23 protein-coding genes are annotated in these 21,006 nt (G+C 36.1%); all 23 read left to right on the top strand.

Annotated elements, in window-relative coordinates; genetic code table 11:
• The 23 genes from IGI80_RS14690 to IGI80_RS14800 all read left to right on the top strand — a co-directional run bounded on the left by IGI80_RS14690 (position 1) and on the right by IGI80_RS14800 (position 20,984).
• Entirely contained in the window at positions 1–1,551 is a 1,551-nt protein-coding gene (locus IGI80_RS14690) for a hydantoinase/oxoprolinase N-terminal domain-containing protein (protein ID WP_438724028.1), read from the top strand.
• 538 nt (positions 1,552–2,089) lie between these two features.
• Positions 2,090–2,632 carry a hypothetical protein gene (locus IGI80_RS14695; protein ID WP_438724030.1) on the top strand — a complete coding sequence of 181 codons (543 nt, stop codon included), beginning with the start codon at positions 2,090–2,092 and terminating at the stop codon, positions 2,630–2,632.
• Between the two features lie 93 nt (positions 2,633–2,725).
• Complete coding sequence (locus tag IGI80_RS14700) at positions 2,726–5,248, top strand: bacterial Ig-like domain-containing protein (protein WP_438724031.1); 2,523 nt, start codon at positions 2,726–2,728, stop codon at positions 5,246–5,248.
• A 39-nt stretch (positions 5,249–5,287) separates the two neighbouring features.
• The gene (locus IGI80_RS14705; RefSeq protein ID WP_438724033.1) at positions 5,288–5,803 is read left to right on the top strand and encodes a hypothetical protein; all 516 of its coding nucleotides are present in this window, start codon (positions 5,288–5,290) and stop codon (positions 5,801–5,803) included.
• A gap of 12 nt (positions 5,804–5,815) precedes the next feature.
• Positions 5,816–6,208: an LPXTG cell wall anchor domain-containing protein gene (locus IGI80_RS14710; protein WP_438724035.1), complete on the top strand. Its 393-nt coding sequence runs from the start codon at positions 5,816–5,818 to the stop codon at positions 6,206–6,208.
• A gap of 395 nt (positions 6,209–6,603) precedes the next feature.
• Positions 6,604–7,500 (top strand): ABC transporter ATP-binding protein, encoded by an 897-nt coding sequence (locus IGI80_RS14715; RefSeq protein ID WP_438724036.1) that lies wholly within the window; start codon positions 6,604–6,606, stop codon positions 7,498–7,500.
• Positions 7,493–8,230, top strand: a complete 738-nt coding sequence (locus IGI80_RS14720; RefSeq protein ID WP_438724037.1) for an ABC transporter permease — start codon at positions 7,493–7,495, stop codon at positions 8,228–8,230. Before IGI80_RS14715 ends, IGI80_RS14720 begins: the two co-directional genes overlap by 8 nt.
• Before the next feature lie 217 nt (positions 8,231–8,447).
• Positions 8,448–8,909: a hypothetical protein gene (locus tag IGI80_RS14725; protein WP_438724038.1), complete on the top strand. Its 462-nt coding sequence runs from the start codon at positions 8,448–8,450 to the stop codon at positions 8,907–8,909.
• A gap of 652 nt (positions 8,910–9,561) precedes the next feature.
• Positions 9,562–9,828 carry a hypothetical protein gene (locus IGI80_RS14730; protein ID WP_438724039.1) on the top strand — a complete coding sequence of 89 codons (267 nt, stop codon included), beginning with the start codon at positions 9,562–9,564 and terminating at the stop codon, positions 9,826–9,828.
• Positions 9,825–10,715, top strand: a complete 891-nt coding sequence (locus IGI80_RS14735; RefSeq protein ID WP_438724040.1) for a hypothetical protein — start codon at positions 9,825–9,827, stop codon at positions 10,713–10,715. Before IGI80_RS14730 ends, IGI80_RS14735 begins: the two co-directional genes overlap by 4 nt.
• A gap of 115 nt (positions 10,716–10,830) precedes the next feature.
• A complete protein-coding gene (locus IGI80_RS14740; protein ID WP_438724041.1) occupies positions 10,831–11,679 on the top strand; it encodes a LysM peptidoglycan-binding domain-containing protein in 849 nt (282 codons plus the stop codon).
• Positions 11,680–11,780: 101 nt separating this feature from the next.
• Positions 11,781–14,102 carry a thioester domain-containing protein gene (locus tag IGI80_RS14745; RefSeq protein WP_438724042.1) on the top strand — a complete coding sequence of 774 codons (2,322 nt, stop codon included), beginning with the start codon at positions 11,781–11,783 and terminating at the stop codon, positions 14,100–14,102.
• A 57-nt stretch (positions 14,103–14,159) separates the two neighbouring features.
• The gene (locus tag IGI80_RS14750) at positions 14,160–14,828 is read left to right on the top strand and encodes a hypothetical protein (protein WP_438724043.1); all 669 of its coding nucleotides are present in this window, start codon (positions 14,160–14,162) and stop codon (positions 14,826–14,828) included.
• A gap of 293 nt (positions 14,829–15,121) precedes the next feature.
• On the top strand, positions 15,122–15,340 hold the full coding sequence (locus IGI80_RS14755) for a hypothetical protein (protein ID WP_438724044.1): 219 nt from the start codon (positions 15,122–15,124) through the stop codon (positions 15,338–15,340).
• A gap of 56 nt (positions 15,341–15,396) precedes the next feature.
• Positions 15,397–15,783: a hypothetical protein gene (locus tag IGI80_RS14760; protein WP_438724045.1), complete on the top strand. Its 387-nt coding sequence runs from the start codon at positions 15,397–15,399 to the stop codon at positions 15,781–15,783.
• 77 nt (positions 15,784–15,860) lie between these two features.
• Positions 15,861–16,115, top strand: a complete 255-nt coding sequence (locus IGI80_RS14765) for a hypothetical protein (RefSeq protein WP_438724046.1) — start codon at positions 15,861–15,863, stop codon at positions 16,113–16,115.
• A gap of 98 nt (positions 16,116–16,213) precedes the next feature.
• Entirely contained in the window at positions 16,214–17,566 is a 1,353-nt protein-coding gene (locus tag IGI80_RS14770) for an ATPase, T2SS/T4P/T4SS family (protein ID WP_438724048.1), read from the top strand.
• On the top strand, positions 17,535–18,347 hold the full coding sequence (locus IGI80_RS14775; protein WP_438724050.1) for a hypothetical protein: 813 nt from the start codon (positions 17,535–17,537) through the stop codon (positions 18,345–18,347). The genes IGI80_RS14770 and IGI80_RS14775 overlap by 32 nt, the downstream gene beginning before the upstream one ends.
• Complete coding sequence (locus tag IGI80_RS14780) at positions 18,344–19,066, top strand: hypothetical protein (RefSeq protein ID WP_438724052.1); 723 nt, start codon at positions 18,344–18,346, stop codon at positions 19,064–19,066. The genes IGI80_RS14775 and IGI80_RS14780 overlap by 4 nt, the downstream gene beginning before the upstream one ends.
• A gap of 10 nt (positions 19,067–19,076) precedes the next feature.
• The gene (locus IGI80_RS14785) at positions 19,077–19,436 is read left to right on the top strand and encodes a hypothetical protein (protein WP_438724054.1); all 360 of its coding nucleotides are present in this window, start codon (positions 19,077–19,079) and stop codon (positions 19,434–19,436) included.
• A gap of 329 nt (positions 19,437–19,765) precedes the next feature.
• Positions 19,766–19,948 (top strand): hypothetical protein, encoded by a 183-nt coding sequence (locus IGI80_RS14790; protein WP_438724056.1) that lies wholly within the window; start codon positions 19,766–19,768, stop codon positions 19,946–19,948.
• A gap of 344 nt (positions 19,949–20,292) precedes the next feature.
• A complete protein-coding gene (locus tag IGI80_RS14795; protein WP_438724058.1) occupies positions 20,293–20,604 on the top strand; it encodes a nucleotidyltransferase family protein in 312 nt (103 codons plus the stop codon).
• Positions 20,601–20,984: a HepT-like ribonuclease domain-containing protein gene (locus IGI80_RS14800; protein ID WP_438724060.1), complete on the top strand. Its 384-nt coding sequence runs from the start codon at positions 20,601–20,603 to the stop codon at positions 20,982–20,984. The genes IGI80_RS14795 and IGI80_RS14800 overlap by 4 nt, the downstream gene beginning before the upstream one ends.
• Positions 20,985–21,006: the final 22 nt, after the last annotated feature.

A 21,006-nucleotide genomic window follows, 5' to 3' on the forward strand; every position in this document is an offset into this window, starting at 1 on the left:
ATGTATAAAATTGGAATTGATGTGGGAGGGACCAATACGGACGCCGTGATCATTGATGAAAAATTGGAACTTGTTCATGGTGTAAAAGTTCCTACCAGTGGTGATATTCAAGCGGGAATTGAGAATGCACTGCACAAAGTTATGAGTGAATCAGAGATCTCGCCAAGTAAAATCAGCTATGCGATGCTTGGGACTACGCAGTGTACCAATGCAATCGTAGAACGGAAAAAATTGTCTAAGGTAGGTGTGATTCGTTTAGGCTATCCTGCTACGGCTTCAGTCAAACCTTATACGGCATGGCCAGAGGATATGATCGCTGTTCTTGGAGAAAAATATGAATTGCTGCAGGGCGGCTATGAATATGATGGGCAAATTTTGTCAGAAATAGAGGAAGATGAAGTAAAAGCTGTTTTAGCAAAATGGAAGAATGAAATTGAGTCGCTAGCGGTGGTTGGAGTGTTTTCCTCACTAAAAAATGATCAAGAATTACTGGTTGAAAAATGGGCTAAGGAGATTTTAGGTGACGCCGTTCCTGTCTCGTGTTCGTCACAAATTGGTTCAGTCGGCCTTTTAGAAAGAGAAAATGCGACGATTTTGAATGCAGCTTTAGACAAAGTAATGAAGCTGACGAGCAGCGGTTTTGAACGTGCATTGAAAAATGAAGGGATAAAAAACGCGGAGGTCTATCTTTGTCAAAATGATGGAACACTTATGTCGATTGCATATGCTAAGCGCTTTCCTATTTTGACGATTGCCTGCGGACCAACAAACAGTATCCGTGGCGCATCTTATTTAGCCAAAGTAAAGAATGCCATTGTCTTAGATGTGGGGGGAACGACCTCAGATTTAGGAGTGCTTGCAGACGGTTTTCCTAGAGAATCGTCTCTGGCTGTGGATGTTGGCGGTATTCGAACGAATTTCCGAATGCCTGATATTGTTTCTATCGGACTGGGAGGGGGAAGTATTGTTCGTCTGGCAGGTGATAAAGTGACAATTGGTCCAGATAGTGTCGGTTATCGCATTACTGAGGAAGCACTCGTATTCGGAGGTAACCAGCTTACCGCCACAGATATAGCGGTAAGACTAGGCTTGGCCGATATCGGAAATAGAAGTCTCGTTGAAGATGTTCCTATTGAATTTGCCAAACGAGCGTATGAAGAAATTAGAAGAATGACTGAAGAGGCCATCGATAAAATGAAAACCAGCTCAGGTGCTGTGGATTTGATTTTAGTAGGGGGCGGAGCAGTCATTATCCCGAAAGATCTGAATGGTGTTGAAAATGTGTATCATAACACTCATGGCGGTGTGGCGAATGCCATCGGAGCCTCGATTGCTCAGATAAGCGGACAATATGAACAAATCTATATTTATTCGCAGCTGTCACGCCAAGAAAGTCTGGAGGATGCGAAACAAAAAGCATCCCATCAGGCAAAATTGGCCGGAGCAATCGAAGAGACGATTGAGCTTGTGGAAGTGGAAGAAACCCCCTTAGCATATCATCCAGAAAATGCGACGCGTCTGCGGGTAAAAGTGGTTGGAAATATGGGATAGAAATTAATTTAATTTCTAGTTTTTCTAGTTAATAAAATAAATGATTATTAAAATTCACAGTAAAAACTTGTTAATGAAACTTATTAACAAGTTTTTTACTGTGAATTTTCTTTCAAACATATCTAGTTAAAAGAACCATTTTTATATTTATTATTCTAATTCGTTTGTCAAATTAAATATATCATAATTAAAAACTGTTGAATGTACTTGAAAATATTGATACTAGTACATTTATCAACTAGTACTCTTCATTTTGTTTTTATATTGTCACCCTTTATGGAATCTCTACTTTGAATTTTTTAATATAATTAGATTATGCTTTAACTGGAATAACTATCTATCAACGGTCGCTAAGTATCTTTTCCAGTATCAAGGCAATTTCATTTTAAATAAGGGGGTGGGAGTTATAGAACAGCAACTTTGTCATATTTAAAGTAGAATCACCAAATAATAAAGGTGGTCCTAAGTTAACCCGAAAATAATTTATAAAAGGATTAATAATTAGGACTGCCAAAACATAAGATAGGAGATATAACATATGAAAAAATTAACAGGATTAGTAGTAACAACAGCATTAGTAGGAGGATTTACATGGGGGGCGGCCGATGCTTTGGCGGCTGATTCTGGAACAACTACAATCGACGTCCAATATACAACCGCGGCCCAAATAAATGACCCTGAAAACCCGGATTCACCCTCATATGCTGTTCAATTACCCTCAGGATTTAACTTTACTAAATTAAATGAACCAGCCAATGGTGCTGCAGAAGGAACAGGTGTTAATGGTGAGTTTAAAATGGTTAACCCGGATGGGTTGACTACTTATAATGGATCAAAAAATGTAAAATTAAGTATGGCGTCTGCTAAAAGCTGGACATTAAAAGATTCAAGTGGGAACTTAGGTTCTACGTATAAACTAAAAGATGGCACAACAGATGCTACAGCAACTGACTATTCATTCACTTTAAACAGTACTACAACTAATAAAATGTTAACGGCTACACTGACTGGTAAAGCTAACGGAAGTGGCAATTACTCAGACGTATTGACCTTCACTTACCAAAATGTGCCTACAATCTAATAGTTCTTTCTGTACAGAGATAAATACGACTCTTTGTATGTCTTTTTCATACGAAGAGTCGTATTTCTTATAAAGTAAGGATAGTGAGGAGTTATGAAAAAAAGAACGATCATTTTTTCACTGATCACAGTGATTTTAATAAATACAGTAGTTGGTCCGGGGTATGTAGGAGCTAGGACCACTGTACATGCGGATGAACTTGTTACTGACAATTTCATTGATTATCCCGTAGCCCCACCACCGATACCTGATGAACTCACCAATCAGCTGGAATCTTTTGAACAAGCGCAATCAGGCGAACCCGTAAGCCCCGCAACGATACCCCTCGCTGATGAGAAACCTAAAGAAAATGATGAAACAGAAAGTAAGTTGCAAGAAACGATAAATCCCGAAGAAGAGGCCGCGGCCGCTGATATTTTAGCAGGTTATGGGCTTGACTTATCAAGTATATTAAATAATACGCAAGACCTCCCGCCGGTAATGAATAGAATAGGGTCGATAGATCCTAGCAAAAACGGAGGCAACGTTATAGTAGATGCCGAAGGCGATCTGGGAACAGTTCATTGGTATCTAAAAGACGGTGTGTTGCACATATCTGGGGGTGTATTACCTAATAATTTAAGAACAAGTGTGACTCCGGCTATTTATTTTGATGCAGTTTACACTAATGAATTAGGTCCTTTTACAGTAGTTGACCTTAATGCGGGAACTCCAGGCTCTTGGACTTATCGTTATCCAAAGATACAACGGGTTATATTTGACGGAAACGTAGTCGCCGGATCTAGTCTAGGATGGCTGTTTATGGGTCTTACTAAATTAACACAAATTGATCATCTGGAAAGACTAGATACCACCAATGTTACGAATATGGATTGGATGTTCGCTTTATTAAGTAGTTTAACCAGTTTAGATGTCTCCAGCTTTAATACCGCTAATGTTACATCTATGAGATCTATGTTTCAGGAAAGTGGTTTAACCAGTTTAGATCTCTCTAATTTTAACACTGCTAATGTTACTGATTTTTATAGAATGTTTTACCGTATGCTTGGCTTAAAGAGTTTAGATCTCTCCAGTTTTAATACCACTAATGGTACTACGTTTTTTTCATTTTTCCAGTATGATAGTCATTTAAAACACATAAAATTAGGTCCGTCATTTTATTTATCTCCTCTAATGATATTAAATGATAATTCCCCTACACTAAGCCAAGGTACATGGTTAGGGAATGGTTGGCGTAAAAACATGGTGGGGTTAAGTTATGGGGACATTAGGGATGTTATACAGCTATCAGATGGCGCGGCAAAAGCCGGTGATTGGTATTATAGCTGTGAACCCACTCTAACTACCAGAGATACCAGTTTATATGTTGGTGAGTCTTGGGATCCAAATGATAACTTTGTGTCCGCTACAGACGAAACGAGGGCTAAAAATCCGCTCCTTTTGACCAGCATAGCGGTCAATAGTACTGTTAATACTGCTGTTCCGGGAACATATCCCGTTATTTATTCTTATTATGGGTTAAGTAGAACAGCTTATGTTACCGTAGTGCCCGATAACACCACCATTAACCTCAAAAGTATGCAAATTAACCTTTATGTTGGTGACACTTGGTCCCCCCAAGACAACTTTATAAGTGCGATAGATAAATATGGGCATGTTGGATCTTATAACCAAGTCGCTATAATTGGTGCCGTTAATTTGAACGCCCCGGGGGTCTATCCGATAACTTACGATTATGGCTCGGTGACTCGCACGATCAATGTGACAGTCGTCCCTGATCAAACCGCTATTAATCTAAAAACCGCTCAAATGACACTTTATACTAGTGATACCTGGCAAGCACAAGAACAGTTTATTGACGCAAAAAATCGGGATGGTAATACGGTACCTTACGACCAAATTAGCGTGAGCGGGACCGTTAATTTAACCACCCCAGGAGTCTATCCGGTAACTTATGCGTATGGGTCGGTGACTCGCACGATTAACGTGACGGTCGTCCCTGATCAAACTGCTGTTAACCTAAAAAGTACTCAGGTTAATCTTTATAGTGATGACACTTGGCAGCCACAAGAACACTTTATCGACGCTCGAGATCGAGATGGGAACGACGTTCCCTACGATCAAGTCAGCGTGAGCGGGACCGTTGATCCCCACACCCTTGGGGTCTATCCGGTAATCTATACGTATGGTTCCGCGAGTCGTACAATCAATGTAAAGGTCTTACAAAACCCTAGTTATGCGTTACAATTACCAGCGAGGTTACGCTTTTCTCAGACCAATGAACCGAAGGTTAGCCAAACCAAAGGGGCGGATACGAATTATAACATTAAGTTGCTTAACACTGCTGATGGTCAAGCTTATGCTGGTAATAGTACGATTCAATTGACTGTTACTTCGCAAAACCATTGGCAATTAAAAGGGACAGATAATTCCTTCGGCGCTAACTACAAACTTAAAGACATGAATGGTCAAGATATTACTACTGTAGCAAATTATTCGTTTAATCTAGATAGGGTACTGAATGAAAAAACTTTAGTAGCCTATCTAACCAATAAAGCGGATAAGTCCGGGACCTATTCTGATGTCGTCACGTTTAACTATCAACGAGTACCCTAATCAATCCGGGTTACTGAATGTAGATGAAAGGAGAACCACATGAACGCAAAGAAACGTCTACTATGGTTAGCCCTCTTGGGACTATTTATTTTGGTACTAATCGGAGGCTGGTTCTTTTTCAAGCCATCTAAACAGACCGCCACTGATCAAGTGGAATTAAAGGACGATCCACAAGCCGTTACTTATGACAATAAAATCAAAAAGCCGCCCAATTATGATGTGACGCAACTGGTTTTTCCTGGTTATGATGACATAACTGTTAGGGAAGGAGCAGAAAAAGCCTATGTTTCCTTAGCAAATCCTGAGTTTAATAAAGCCAGTTTTACATTTATTATTTCTTATGGAGAAAACAACGAGGTATTACTGGAAACCGGTTTAGTCAAACCTGGGAAAACGGTGAATGAATTTCCATTACCTAAAGCTTTGAAACCGGGGCATTATCAGCTGAAGATGAAAATTGAAGCGTTTGATTTAACCACCCAGAAACAATTAAATGGAGCCAGTACCAGCGTGGAATTAGTCGTGATCGAAAAAGGTGCGAGCGCCAAGGAATAGGAGGCTAGGTAAATGAAAAAACAATGTATGGGGGTCGGAATATTACTAACAATGGGAATGTTGTTTTTATTTACGTCCCCAGCATACGCGGTAGAAACGGTTGAAACCGGTCAGGTAATTGTAAGCTATCAAGTAGAAGAGTCCACAGAGGAGCAATTTCCAAAAGCAGTGAAAGAAAAACAATCACTTGAACAATCTACAAAAATGGCGAGCTCCCAAGGAGCTGAATCTAAAAGCTTTGAGCGGTCTATTTCGCCTCGAAAAGCAGTATCCGTAAAAAAATTTCCACAAACCAATGAAATAAGAGCAATTCTGGTAAGCTTTTTAGGAACTTTTTTAATCATTTTGGTGGGGATTCTATACTGGAGAAAAAGTGCAAAACAAAATAATAAAGTAGAAATATAAAAATTAAAACTGATAAAAAGTGTTCACGGAGAATCTAATAACGTAACGTCCAGTTAGATTTTAGAGGTGTTAACCTATTCGTGGATACTTTTTTTATTAAGGACACCAAAAGATAAGAAGTTTTTAGTTGAAAACGAATTATTTATTTGTTATTTTAAAGTTATTTATAACGATATCGTCTTGTCAGAATACTGAATTTAAAGCTATAATATCAAGAAATTCCTTTATTTGATTGGATTATAACGATAAATATAGAATATAATTATATTCACGCTCAGTTATAATATAATTACATTCTACAGAAAGTTAACTGTACTGGTATTAAATGATAGCTTTTGTTCTTATCAGCAGAGAATGATTAAAGATAGTATAATAACAGTAAGGGAGGACCTGATTTGGACATTATTTCAACTGAAAATATATGTAAAAAATTTAAGCAAAAAAAAGTTTTAAATAGTATTAATTTTTCAATAAAAGAAAATGAATGTGTAGCCCTTCTAGGGAAAAATGGTGCCGGTAAAAGTACTTTATTGAATATAATTATGGGTAAATACTTTCCTGATGAGGGAAATATAGCAATTGGATGTATGACAAAAGATATTGGATTTTTACCTCAAAAAACTAATTTTCCTGATGATGTAAAAGTAAATGAACTAATTCACTTTGTATACGGTTATACTGATGAGTCACTTTCTATTGAAGAGATTCATGCTATTTTGAATTTTTCAAAAGAACAAATGAACCAATTTGCTTCTAAATTATCTGGTGGACAACAGCGGTTACTTGATTTTTGTCTGGCTATTATTAACCAACCTAAATTTTTAATCATTGATGAGCCTACGTCAAGTATGGATACTACAACGAGATATCATTTTTGGGAGTGCATTAAAAAATTAAAGCAAAAAGGAGTAACCATAATATTTACAACTCATTATATTGAGGAAGTACATTATTGCTCTGATAGGGTTTTATTACTTGATAGCGGGAGCCTCATTGCAGACGAAACACCGTACCATTTAAAAATGATGAATGCGAAAAAAATAATTTATTTTGATAGTGAATTATTTACACAATTTAAAAAAGAGCTACAAGATATTATTATTGCTAATTCTATTAGTGTGATTAAGGCAGATAAATTGATTGAGTTACATTTTGAATCAGAAAAAACTAATAAGGTTATTAAAGAACTAATGAAAGCAGGTTTTCCTTTTAAAGAGATAGAAATAACCAATACATCTCTATTAGATACCATATTTAATGGAGAATTTATAGAGGGGGTGGCATATGATTAAGCTGATAAAAATAGAATTTATACGAATGAGCCGGAATAAAAAATATCTTTTTATGAGTATTGGCATGCCAGTAGCATTTTATTTATTGTTTACTGCAATGATTAAGATTCCAAATGAAGAGGCACAAAGAGTTTTTGCAAAAGAATATTTAATGTCTATGACTACCTTTAGTTTGACCAGTTTTTCTATATTTACTCTTCCTTTTGAAATTATAGAAGATAAAAAGAATGGCTGGAGAAATATATTATATCGATTTCAAGTGAAAGATAGTTACATTTATCTGGTTAAAATTTTTAAGATGATTGTTTTGTCTGTTATTTCAATTGGTTTAGTATTTCTAGTAGGTTTCTTGTTTAGAGGTGTGCATTTAACCTTTGTTCAATGGTTTTTATCGGGAGTATTCTTACTATTAGGAGCTATAGTATTTCTTAGCTTGGGAACTATCATAACAAATTTTAAAGATGAAAAAACAGCATCTGTGTTTTCAAATTTATTATTTTTGATATTGGCAATTTTGGGAGGATTATGGTTTCCGACAAATCAATTTCCTAGCTGGTTGCAAACAATATCTAAATTAACTCCTACTTATCATTTTAGAGAATTAGCTGTAGGGTATATAAACAATGGAACTGTTCCATTTAAATCGATTAGCATAATGACTGTATACGCCTTTATCTTTATAATAAGTTCATTTATTATTTCTGTGAATAGAAAAGAAGATATAGTTTAAAATGATTCCTATCAAAGTTTACTTAACTCATTCAATACTAATAACCAGAACTTCGATGGTTTAGATTCACCGATCCCAATACCTAGACCTTCAACAGTGATCTCTAAAACAACATAAGCAGTTTTGGCTGTAATGGCGGATTATACTTGTAAGTGCAAAGGTGATAGAAATCCTATCGCTTAAGCATTTACAAGTATTTTTTTATGGGAGGAAACCAGTGAAAGTTTTTAAATGGTCGGTTGAAACAATTATATGTAAAGATGATTTTTCATTAGAAGTTTATGCTTTTCAGATTGAAACAATAAAAAAGTCACTCGACGATGTATTTTTACTAGCCAGGTATAAAACGCAGGCTTATTTAAAAGAAAAACATCAGAAGTATCACCGAATCGGGATTTGTTGGTTTGAATTAGAAAGTGTAGACAACAAAAGTGATTATCAACGCTTTATATTTTTTCACGAAAGCAAAAGACCGAGAAAAGCAATCATGAATATTCTCCAAATCCCCTTCTGGAAATTAAAGGAATATGAAGATTATTACAATGGAAAAACGAAACGATTGACACCAGAAAAATATCGTCAGTTACGAAAATTTCTCACGAATGAGAAAATTCGAATCCGTTATAAAATCCCTGAATGTGAATTCCAAAAATTTTTAGAAGACTTGATCCTTACCTAAGTAACACTCTTTTTAATATACTAGGCGTAAATTTACGTACAGGAGTTTTTTGTTCTCCTTTATCAAAACACTAGACCACTTTGCGATGGGAGGTTAACCAAGCCGTTTTTAGGGACGGAGTAACTCTGGCGGTAATTGATGGGCTTGATTTTACATAGTTTTACTATGTAGAAAAAAGAGATAGATTCTACTTCACTTAAGGGGTATAGTCTATTCTTTAATTACATTTCTACATAGAGTTAGTTTTTCAACATGCAGGTGTTTAAAACGGTTCGATTCCGTTTCATGTTATTGGCTGGTTTTTCATTTTTTATCCAGCGTAAAAAATAAGAGGTGATCCTTTTAACTGTTTCGTGTTCTTACAGTTAAAAAGAAACGAGGATAGTAACTCGCAATATGGGTTCTAATTTGTGCTTCTTGATCGTGCAACAGCTGTTACGCTTGAATTTCCCGGGGCATCTTAATCCATAATTGTAGATGCGTTTGGGTGACATTCAAATCGTTTTTCCACCTCTTTATTTTTCAAGAAAAGTATGTATCAAAATTAAATAGTAAGTTTCACCTTATTGGGTATTTAGACAGAGTGAGTTTCTTGTCTAGTGTTCAATATTTTTTTATAGTCAAAATTCATAGAAAGGAGCAATAAATAAACATGAGCGATTATTTATTATTTCAAGAAGTTCCTAGACGAACTGGAAAAACGAGGCGTGTTTTAGTTCGTAACAAAGCTACTCGGTTTCTCCTGGGAGAGATTACTTTTTGGCCAGCTTGGCGAAAGTATGTGTTTGCACCTGAAAACTTGACCTTGTTTGATGCAGATTGTTTGAATGAAATTAGTTCCAAATTAACACAAATGAATAAGGAAATTCGAGCAGAGTGGCAGGCACGAAGAAAGAAAGTTGAGGAGATAAACGAATGAGTAAAGTAAGAATAGATTCACAAGAAATACATGTATGGTTAGCGTGTGCCGATGGCTGGCATCGACATTTGGGCTTTAAAGCAACTATTGCTGGTTTAAACTGCTCTGTTTGTTTACTACCCAATTCATTGACGGAAGCAATTGTGAGTGGTTTAGAGTCAGGTGTCGAACTGGGATATATATCTATTTCTGATTCGGAAATACTGAAGAACGTCACTAAAGAAGAGGTATTAGACTTAATGACGTTAAAATTAGAAGAGTTTGTTTCCTTAGTTGAATGTTTTGGGATAGATACCATTGAAGAAACTGCGAATCAGAGGCTAAAGGTTACTGAAGCATTATTTGGAGAAAGACCTAAAACTGAGATAGCTAAATGCTTGATATCGATTAAATTAGAAAACGATCAAGGAGGAGAGAAAAAAATGACTTATGACTGCAGGTTCTGTCAACACGGCGAGCCGATAAACGATACAGCCGTACCCGAATCAGGAGGTGAGCTGATGGTTGATCAGTTATTAGAAAATGAAATGCTACTACCTAGCTTTTTAAGAATGTTTATGGATTCTGAAGAAGAGATCGCAGAAACAGAAAGAGCCATCGAATTAGAAATGATGGTTAAACTAGGCAGAAAGTTTGCCCGCTTGTTTCGCCAAAGGCAATTAAAAGATGGCATGATTTTGACATTAAAAGCAAGGGATATGCCTTATATCGTAGCGGGAAAAGTCTTCGTTGCGTCTGATAGTGCAGAAATCGAGCGGTTTGAAGTGTACATCAAAAGCCAATCAAAAGAAAGTAAAATTTTAAAAATATTAATTATACACTTATTGATGTTCAAAAGCAATAAAAAAGAGAGTGAAACAGCATTGACATTTGATGGTTATAACTAAATAATTAGTTTGTAAGAGCGAAATTAACATTAATTGAAATTTAACTACGGTTTTTAAATTGTTCTGTAACATTAGAACAAATAAAAAAATAAAAAAGAAAGATGAGGAATTGAAAATGAAAAACAAAATCATTGCGGGATTGTTTGTATCAGCTATCACATTAGGAGGATTAACTTTTTCTGGAACGAATGCACATGCAGAGACTTGGAAAGCGAACACGCCTGATCAAATTCAAATTACCAAAGACCAAAAAGATTACACTTTAAAAAGTGGGGATACTTTATGGGCAATTGGTCAAAAAATTAATATTAACGTTGACGCTTTGGCAAAAATCAATCATATTGATTTAGCTAAAGGGGAAGAGAAAAACTTGCCTGTCGGTCGTGTCATTAGTTTTGATGGAAACATGGTAACAGTGAAAGACGCGGATGGCTCAGTGGTCGATAAATCAGAAATTAAAAAAGAAGATAAAGTTGATCCTAAGAAACCAGTTGGGGAACCAGTAAGCTTTAAAAAAGTAGAAGATACGAAAGAAGCACCAGCATTAGTAACACCTGAAACTGTAACGCCTGAAGCTGAGGCAACGAATGACTTAGCTCCTGGAGCATTAGAAAATACTGCGACACCAATTAACACAGAAACACCTGGTGATACTGGAAGCAATATCACTGCAACACCTGATCCACAAAGTCAACCGGTGGCACCAGCACCAACTACGACACCGGCAGAAACGCCAGCACCGAAACCAGTTGAAGCAACACCAACTCAACCAGCTTCAAAAGAGTTACCAGCTGAATTGACGGTAGAAAATTTCAATGAAAAAGTATTTGGTGTATCAAAAGAAAATGGTTGGATTCCTACACCATATCCAATTGGTAGTCCTGAATTAATGGATTGGATTTCAGATAATGGATATTTTGGTTATTGGGATGATGGTGATGCTTTTATTCAACCTTATCATTAAGAGTAATAACACAACACATATTAATAAAAACAGCTTTCTATAATCGGGAAGCTGTTTTTTTATGTTTGTAATTAAAAGTTAAAGGGGGTCACATAAAGCAAATGGAAAGAAAACAATCTAAAAGAAAGCTTTGGATATGGCTATTATTAATGGTACAACTGTTAATAGTTGCACTTTTACCTGTTGCCGCCAATGCTGCTATTACGCATTCAAAAGAAGTTACGATTGAGTATGATGTGAATCGACTCTACTCTTTTAGAGGTACTAATCCTGATGGAACACCATTTCGTACTCTTTCAACGGGTTTATTTGCAGTTAGTGGAAAAAATAGAAACATAGTATTTTGTATTGATCCAGGTATTATTATTGTTAATTCAATCACACCTGGATATACCATGGGGCCTTTACCGGCCATGAATAATAAAGCAAAACAAACTAGTGTATTGTGGAAATATGCCGGTACAGACATGGATACTGAGATGGTTGCTCAAGCCATAGTTTGGGAGGAAGTAAATGGAATAAGAATTACATCTATTACGAAACCTAACGGTACTTTAATGACCAATTATGGCGCAATTAAACAAAAAATCAATAATGTTGTAATGGATTACCATAAAAAGCCAAGCTTTAATAATAAAACTATTAAATTGACATTAGGTGAATCAGTTACATTAACAGATACTAATAATTCAGGGTTACTTAGATTTGATACGGAACGATTAAATTCAGCTAACGTTAAATACTCTATTTCGGGGAATAAATTAACTATTACACCAACTAAAAATTCGACTGCTAAAGGTGTATTAAAAATTTATAAATCAAGGGATATGGGGACCCCTGTGGCTTATAGAATGCCACACCAACAAACAGTTATTTCTTCAGCCATTAATGACCCTAATATCTTCCAGATCAACATTGAAGTCACAAAAACAGCGCCAATAGTTGTTGAACATCGAGATAAAGTTACGAATGAGTTATTGAAGACAACGACTGAAACCAAAACCATTGGCAGTAACTATTCTTATAAGCCGATTAATCCATTGAGAATAAAAGATAAAACTTATGTTCCACAAACCACTACTCCCAAGACTGGTACGGTCAAACCTCGGGGGAATAAAGTGGTTTTTTATTATGATCTGGAACGTACGATCACTATTTCTCATGTAGATAAACGGACGAATGCTCTGATTGTACCAAAAACAGTTGAAAAGAAGCGTCGTGGGCAAAAATACACGTATAATCCTAGAAAAGATTTGAAAAAAGGGACGTACTCCTACCGTGTGTTAACCCCAAATCCAGTGACTGGCACAGTGGGTGGGAATAATATCAATGTAACTTTCTATTACGATTTACCTTTAATGGATATTGGGTTTAAACACATTGAAATTCATACGGCGAATGCTAAAAAAGGGTTACCGCTGAAACTGTTGATTGATAAAACGGTGTTATACAGCGACACCAGAAACGAATACGCGCAACAAAAAGTAACGGTTCAAGTAACTGATAAAACCACTAAGCAATTAGTTTATGAACAAAGCTTTACGTTACGTGATCTGCCTAAAGAAATAACCACTACCATTGCGCCTAAATTCTTAACGAAGAATCAACAACATAATTATGTAGTGCGGTTATTAGGTTTGAAAACTGGAGAGATTGTTTCACAAGCAGAAAAAATCGATACTGATGGTTACACGGCTTCGGAAAAACAAATCAATGTTACCCCTAACGACACACCAAACATTGATTATAAAGGGGTTATCATGACTGAAAGAGATTACGGTCAACCGATGGTGAAAAAGATTGAACAATTCACCATGCATAATGTTAAATTAGAGAATCAAAAAACAGGATATGGCTTTAATTATACGGTGCGACCTTTTTATGGTAACCAGTTATCAGTAACGGGTATCAAAGAACCAAGTTTTGACTTGTTTGTAGACCGACAGTTAATGGAAAAAACGTTAAACTATCCCATTGTTGATAATAAAGTTAAATTATCGCTAGAACCAGTTCGACACCAAGTGGATAAAAAAATAATGTTAAGTCAACAAGAATTACCAACGGTTTTTCTTGAAAAAGAATCGGGAAATGTTTTCTCAGAAAAGCAAAAACAGAAGAACGATCCAGCGATTAAAGAACCCTTGGTTCCTGGCGGCCGCAAGGTCTATGTTCCTATGTGGATTGACTTAGGAAACTATGGCGTTATCTTACAATCAAGAGAGCCCATTGGGGTCAATGAAATCCAAGTGAAAGTAACGGATCAATTGCCGGTTAAAGCTTATATGTTTGGTCACGTGAAATCACCATCAATTAAACAAGATGAAATTATCTTATCACCGGCTCGTTCCGATAATCCATTCCCTAACGGTGTACCTAAAGACTTTACCGAATCAGATCTGAAATGGTTCAAGGATGAAAAATAGATCGTCATTAGTCTTTAGGGGACTAAACTAAAAAAAGAGAAAGGAGACGATCGTCGAATGTTTATTTTTACTTATGAAGAAGAATACGACTGGTTTATTGGAGGTGTGTATTTTTCTTTTCTTGCCTATATCTTGTTGCTTATAGCGAAAGTGTGTCATGTAGAGATCACTATAGGTAATGTTCAGCAGTATATTGATTCTTTTTTACTAATCACTTCTTGTTTATTGCTGATACCGTTGATTATATATCTTGTTTGGTGTCTTCTTTGTGACATATTTTGGGGAGCAGGATTAATTAGCACCACTCTGTTATTTTTAACTTCTCTATTTGTTTTAGTGGCTAAATTACCGGCATTTATGACACAATACCAACCTCCATTGCTTTTTGGGGGTTCAATGAGCGTATTAGGCTACTTGTTGGTCGGCGTCATTCTTTTCCGAATCTTCTCTTTCGTCTACCATTCCTTTGTAGAGAAGCCTTATTGGATGGAATATGACAAATTTGCTTTTGTGTTGATTTGCCTAATAAAACCCATTTGTTATTTTGCGCTCTACGTTTATGCCTATCAAGCTTATGCAGAACTAGCACTTTCACCTGCTTGTGTTGCTTGGTCGTATCTATTGTTTTTTATTTGTTTGTGTATTGAAGGGGCACTTTGTCTATTTTATTCCCTTTCTTTTATAAAAACACATGCTTATGATTCAGAGGGGCGTTTACTTGATTAATGTTTTCCAAATATTAATCGGGAACCAAAATTAGAACATTTACAACGAAAGTAGAAAAAACTTTTATATGTACAGATTGTGAAAGTGAAGGAATAAATTGAGGAGGAAAACGATGAGTAAACAGGAATTGTTTAATAAAACACTTGAAGCGAAAAGATCAATGCAATTAGATTTGTTTGAGTGATTGTTTTAACCAAACCCCAAAAAGCACACGAAACCTAGACCACACAAGCGATACAGCGATATTTGACCGTTTGTGATTATGTAGGGTATTCGAAAAGAGGAGGGACAAAATGAAGTTACCAATCAATGAATGTCCAAAATGTGGAGGTACTATATTTTATCGAAAAGATTACATGAGTGGTCAATCTTGGTATTACGCTAGCAACTTAGAGGACGTAGACAATGGGAGTATGTACGATTCCTTGCAAACAACATACGGCAAATGGTGGTATTGTGACGATTGCCATAAACGATTATTCAAAGACGATGAGGAGGAAAACGATGAGTAAACAGGAATTGTTTAATAACGAAGAAAAAACAAATAATTGAAAGGAAAAAAAACAGAATGAAAGATATAGCCACTATATTTGGGATCTTATTGTTTATTTGTTCGGTGGGATTGGTGTTAGTGTTTTACCAACAAAATGCCAATAGCCAAGACAGTGTCTTTCTGGCAGTAAATGAAACGGTTAAAACAGAAGTAGCCACGCATGTATCCAAAGGCGATAGTCGGGTAAATGTGGGTGAGCTTTATTTAGATATACCACAGTTTGAAAAAGAAACGGTCGAAAAACTATCTCAGCCAATTGGTTCAAAAGTAACGGCTGATCAAGTTGTTTTCCGTTACTTAAAAGGAACCAAAGGACAAATTAAAGCGGTTCGAGCGCTTATTAAAGCAGGCAAAAAAGAATATAAAACCACGATTGTCGTGGATACGCACCATGGCTTTTAAGCACCATTGAAAAAAATAGTAAGCGATCCTTTCACAAAATGAGAGGGTCTATTTTTTATGAAGAAAAGAGGGATACAGTGGATTTTTTAAAACCTATGAAGCAAAGTAAACGTTTAGTTAAAAAAGAATGGGTAAAAAGTCGCCGATTGAATTTGAGGAATACGAAGGTTTTAAAGTTGCTAGCGTATAAAGTTCAAGAATATCAACGTGATTTTGTTCATATTTGTGTTATTAATTCTTCCAAAGGTTTTAGAATTCGCTTTTGGGCATATCGTCATAAAGCTTGCCTGTCTCTTGGTAACACTTTCTTAAAGCTAATGAAAATGGATTAAAAATAGCTAATAGAGCAACAAATTTTAAACAAAAAATAAGTTAGATAAACAAGGTGCTTAAACTGAGTACCTTTTTGTTTGAAGAAAAGAGGGATACAGTGGATTTTTTAAAATCAATAAAGCCTAAAAAAATAGCGGATAAACCAAAAAAACAACCCATTAAGCCGCCAAAACAAGCAGAAATCAAACCAGTTCAACCCGAGCCACCAGCACTTGATCCAGTAATAGAAGCAAGAATTATTCAAGCGGTGAACGATGGTATTCGTAGACGATATGCCCGTTTAAAAATTGCTTGTTTAACCAGTGAGAAAGCTAAAAAAGAATTACGTCAGATTATCTTAGAAGAGTTTCAAGCTGAATTAGAAGGACACAATGAACTAGTAGATAAGATTTTACGAGAAAGCGTTGGGTTAGGGGTCATTGAAGAGGTCTTACAAAACCCAACGATTACGGACATTGTTTATAACGGTACGGAATTAGTGATTGAATCGAATGTAAGCAAATGGATACATGATACGCCGGTTCCTTTTGAATACATGGAAAAAATTGTTCATAAGTTAGCGAATGCTAGCGGGAAAGAATTTACTACCAAAGACCCCGTGTTAGATATCCAATTCCATAATTTACGGGTGAATGCCGTTCATAGTAGTTTATCAACGGTTGGTTTAACCGTGGCCTTTCGGATTTCTCGTAGTGCGTTAGTCCTGACCGAAGAAAATTTCCCGGAAATGGCGCCCATAAGGGCGTTAAGCTTATTACAAGCGTGTGTACAAAGTATGTGTAATGTGGTGTTATCTGGTGAAACTGGCGCTGGTAAAACGGAGTGTCAAAAACTATTAATCCAGGCGATTCCTTTTGGGCAACGGATTGCGTTAGTGGAAGACGTCCAAGAATCACACGTAAAAGAGTTATTCCCGGAAAAAGACATTCTAGCATGGCATAGCGGAGAAAAGACTGGCATTAGTGAATTGATCAAAGCAGGACTACGTAACAACCCAAAATGGATCATGGTCACAGAAATGCGGTATGCCCGGGAAGCTTATGAGTGGCTACAGGGAATAATGACGGATCATAAAAGTATCACTACGATTCATGCGGTGTCAGCGAGCGATATTCCTGATCGGATTTTAAGTATGATTTTAGAAGAATTTCCGGTCAATGAAGAGCGTTTTTTGCGCAATATAAAGAAATACATTGATATTGGAGTTCAAGTAAGTGTGCGGGTAGTAAATGGCAAAAAGATTCGTTATATTAACGAAATTATGTATATTACCCCAGAAAAGGACTATCCCTTGTTTTCACAACGTTGTACGAAGGATGGGCGTTTATACCCGACTTTTTGTACTGCATTACCAAGTGAATTAGAAGAACGCTTTGTTGATTACGGGGTGACCTTTGATATCGGGGAGGAGGAAGGGCATGTTTCAAAAGAAAAAACGGTACGCCATTGATGAATTAAACGCCTATAAAATTGCTTATGGGCGGCCGATTGCTAAAGAAGATTATTTCTTGAACATTGTTCTGCCGGCTTGTTTTGGTAGTGTCATGATTTTCTTATTGTTAAACAGTTGGTTACTGATGGTGCTGGTGGGTCTGGGTTATGCTTTTTACGGATACCGTGTGTTGTTTCCTTTAAACATTCGCCGATTCTATATGCACAAGGCCTTTGATCAGCGCAATCGTTTTATTAACAATTTAACTCAATTACTCTCCGATCCTACTATGAGTTGGTTTATTGCTTTACAAAGAGCAACAGAACGTTGTGAGGGCGAATTTAGAGAAGATTTAGACCAGTTGTTAGTTGAACTACAAGAAGCTTCTAGCAATGAAATTAGCCAACATTTTCAACGGTTTGCAGAAAAATATAATAACGATGTGGTATTTAGTTTGTTTATTGAACAAGTGGAGACCGTGGCGTTAGAAGGTCGCACCAATATTGATATGATTCGTGATATTAAAACCTATCATAATCAGTTGCGGGAACAAACCAAGCAATTTATGAAACGTAAAAAAAGAATTGTGGACCAATTGGTCCTCTACGTAATCATGAGTAGTGCTATTTTACTGATCTTTCACTTTTTCCCACTGGGCTATGAGGTCTATCTTAAAAGCTTTGCCCATTCATTGATTGGTTGGATTACCAGCGGGCTTTATATGCTTGTATTAACGCTCCATCTGCATAAATCATGTCACTGTTTTTATGATGACGAAATTATGGAGGTGACGGTATGAGTAAGCTTCTAAGAAAAATAAGCGAACCCATTATTTACCGTATGGGTGAAAAAATGGGGTATTCAGAACAAGAGATCAATACTTTCCAATTAAAGCGGATTGGCCTTAGCCTGCTTTGTTTTTGGTTAGGGATTGGTCTTTTTAAATTGTTGGGTCTTTATGGTTTAGGCGGTTGCTTTTTGTTAGGTATTCTTTTCTGGTTCGACCAACGCAAACGATTGATTAGCCGCTATAAAAACTTCTCATTTGTGCGACAAGTTTCCTTTTCTAAGTTTTGTCGGATGTTGATTCCCTATCTGTTAGTAGAAAACCAAGGAAAGAGCCTATATGCCATCTTTAGTCATTTAGCGAAACGGATTGAAGGGGATAGCTTACAAGAGCCATTGTATCAATTATTAACTGATATGAATGACTACCCTAATGAAATTGAACCCTTTATTCACTTTGCAGAAAATTGTAGCGGCACGGACGAGGCCATAAACTTTATGACCACCTTATTTTATTTTCAACAAAGTTCAGATGATCCTACGATTATTCAAGAATTAGGCCGCTTAGCCAATGATGAATTATTTGCGGGAGTAAAAGAAATTGTTGATATGAAAGTGCGGCGTTTTGGGAAGTATCCGATGTTCGTTGTTTTCTCATTAGGGGTGCCTATGTTTGGTATGATGGGGGCTTTTGTGTGGGAAATTATCAAAGGGAATTTATTAATGAAATGAGGGGGACTCTATGGATAGCTATGTATCATTGTTCTTTAAACTATTAATTGGTGCCATGGCCATATTTTTATTTTTAGGTGCCTGGAGCGTCGGGATTGCCTTATCAGATATTTCTAATTATAAGCAACAAGTCAATTATGCCATTGAACAAAATGGTGGTTTGACGCCTAATGCTTTAACCTATTTAGCTAAGTATGAAGCCAATGAAAGCCATGGGCATTACAAAATCAGTAGTAAACAATTAGGAAAAAAAGTGGGCTTTGGCGAACGCGTGACTTATGAAATTACTTGTACGTTCCCTACTTATCTGCCAGCACCTAAAGAAGTAACCCAAACGGTAACGGGTATGGCAACTTCACAAGTGCGGTAAAAAGAGAGTGAGGCGAACCTAATGGAAGAAGAGACCCAAGGTCTGATGATTTTTATGATCAGTTGTTTTTTTGTCGGAGTTGTAGCTGTGGTCGTTAATCATTATCACCCGGAACTGTTAGAGAAGGTGGCTGATTTTTTAATGAACCGTCCGACAAAATTTTAGAAAGGAGACCGTCGGATGTTTATTCATAGTAGTTATGATGAAACGAGTAACCAAAATCAGCGTTTGGTCGCTTTCTTTTTAGAGCCACCTTAACTGTTTAGCGGCGCTAGGTCGGTTTTAAAAAAGAACAATAAAAAATAAAATTAGGAAGTGAGGAAATTAGCATGGAAAGAGAAACGAGTATTTTAAGTTGGGTTATTTATACCGTATTGATTAGTGCCATTATTTTTACCGTGGCAAAAGTTGTTTTTCCGGAATTAACCAATCAAGTGTTTGATTATCTAAAATCATTAATTCCAGTGGCGTCGAGTGCCGCGTCCAGTGTTATGTCTAGCGTTGTAAGATAACCTTAAATAATAAGATTATACGACCGAGTGACTATTCATAGAAAAATATGTCCTAGTCCATTCTTTTTTAAAACAGGAATGAAACACCTATTTTTTAACAAGAAATAGGTGTTTTTATTATTTTGAAGTAAAAAAGAGGAGATACTGATTAATGATCCCGTTATTTTAAACACTCTTTGTGATCAATTAACAATGATGAAAACTTATTTTAAAAGTAAATAAAAAAAGAATAGAAAGACAAAATATATTAATTTATCATATAAAAAAGTATTTAAAAATATCGTAGTTTCCACCTCTTTTGAAATCGTGATATAATAAAAGAAAAAGGGAAGGAGCTGTCACTCATGATATATACCGTCGAACAAATTAAAGCAATAGTCAAACCAATCGCGAAGAAATATGGCGTTCTTGAAATGTATTTGTTTGGTTCGTATGCTAGAAATGAAGCAGATGAACAGAGTGATTTAGATTTTGCTGTTAGAGGTGATGAGGACGGCTATTTAATAGAACATTACTTTTCTTTTATAGATGAGTTAGAGAGTGTCTTTCAAAAAGAGGTCGATGTTATCTTTATAGAAAATGTTTATGAATCTGCGACAAGATTTGAAAATAGATTTGCACCAAAGTTTGAAAAGGATAAGGTAAAAGTTGCATGAGAGAACAAGTACAAAGTGATTTATTTTATATAGAAATCATGATTGATCGATTTTCTAAAATCGAAGAATATACGGAACGCTTTAAAAAGTTAGGATTAAATTTGCAAGATGAAATGGTAATTGATAATTTATCTTTTCAACTTGAACAAGCAGGAGAACAACTTTCTCAAAATAGAATATCTGAACAAACACGCACACAATTTTCCCATATTAATTGGAAAGACATGAAACGGTTTAGAAATTTCATATCGCACTCGTATGTAAGAAAAAATAATGCCGTGTTAATGAAAATCTTTCAAAAAGATGTGCCAATTTATATCGAACAGCTCTATCAAGTAAGAAATTATCTATTAAGAGAATTAAATAAAAATAATGAGTAAAGCAGATTAGACATTCTAGTCT

It is taken from the genome of Enterococcus sp. DIV1420a, assembly GCF_051712165.1.
Classification (GTDB): domain Bacteria; phylum Bacillota; class Bacilli; order Lactobacillales; family Enterococcaceae; genus Enterococcus; species Enterococcus faecalis.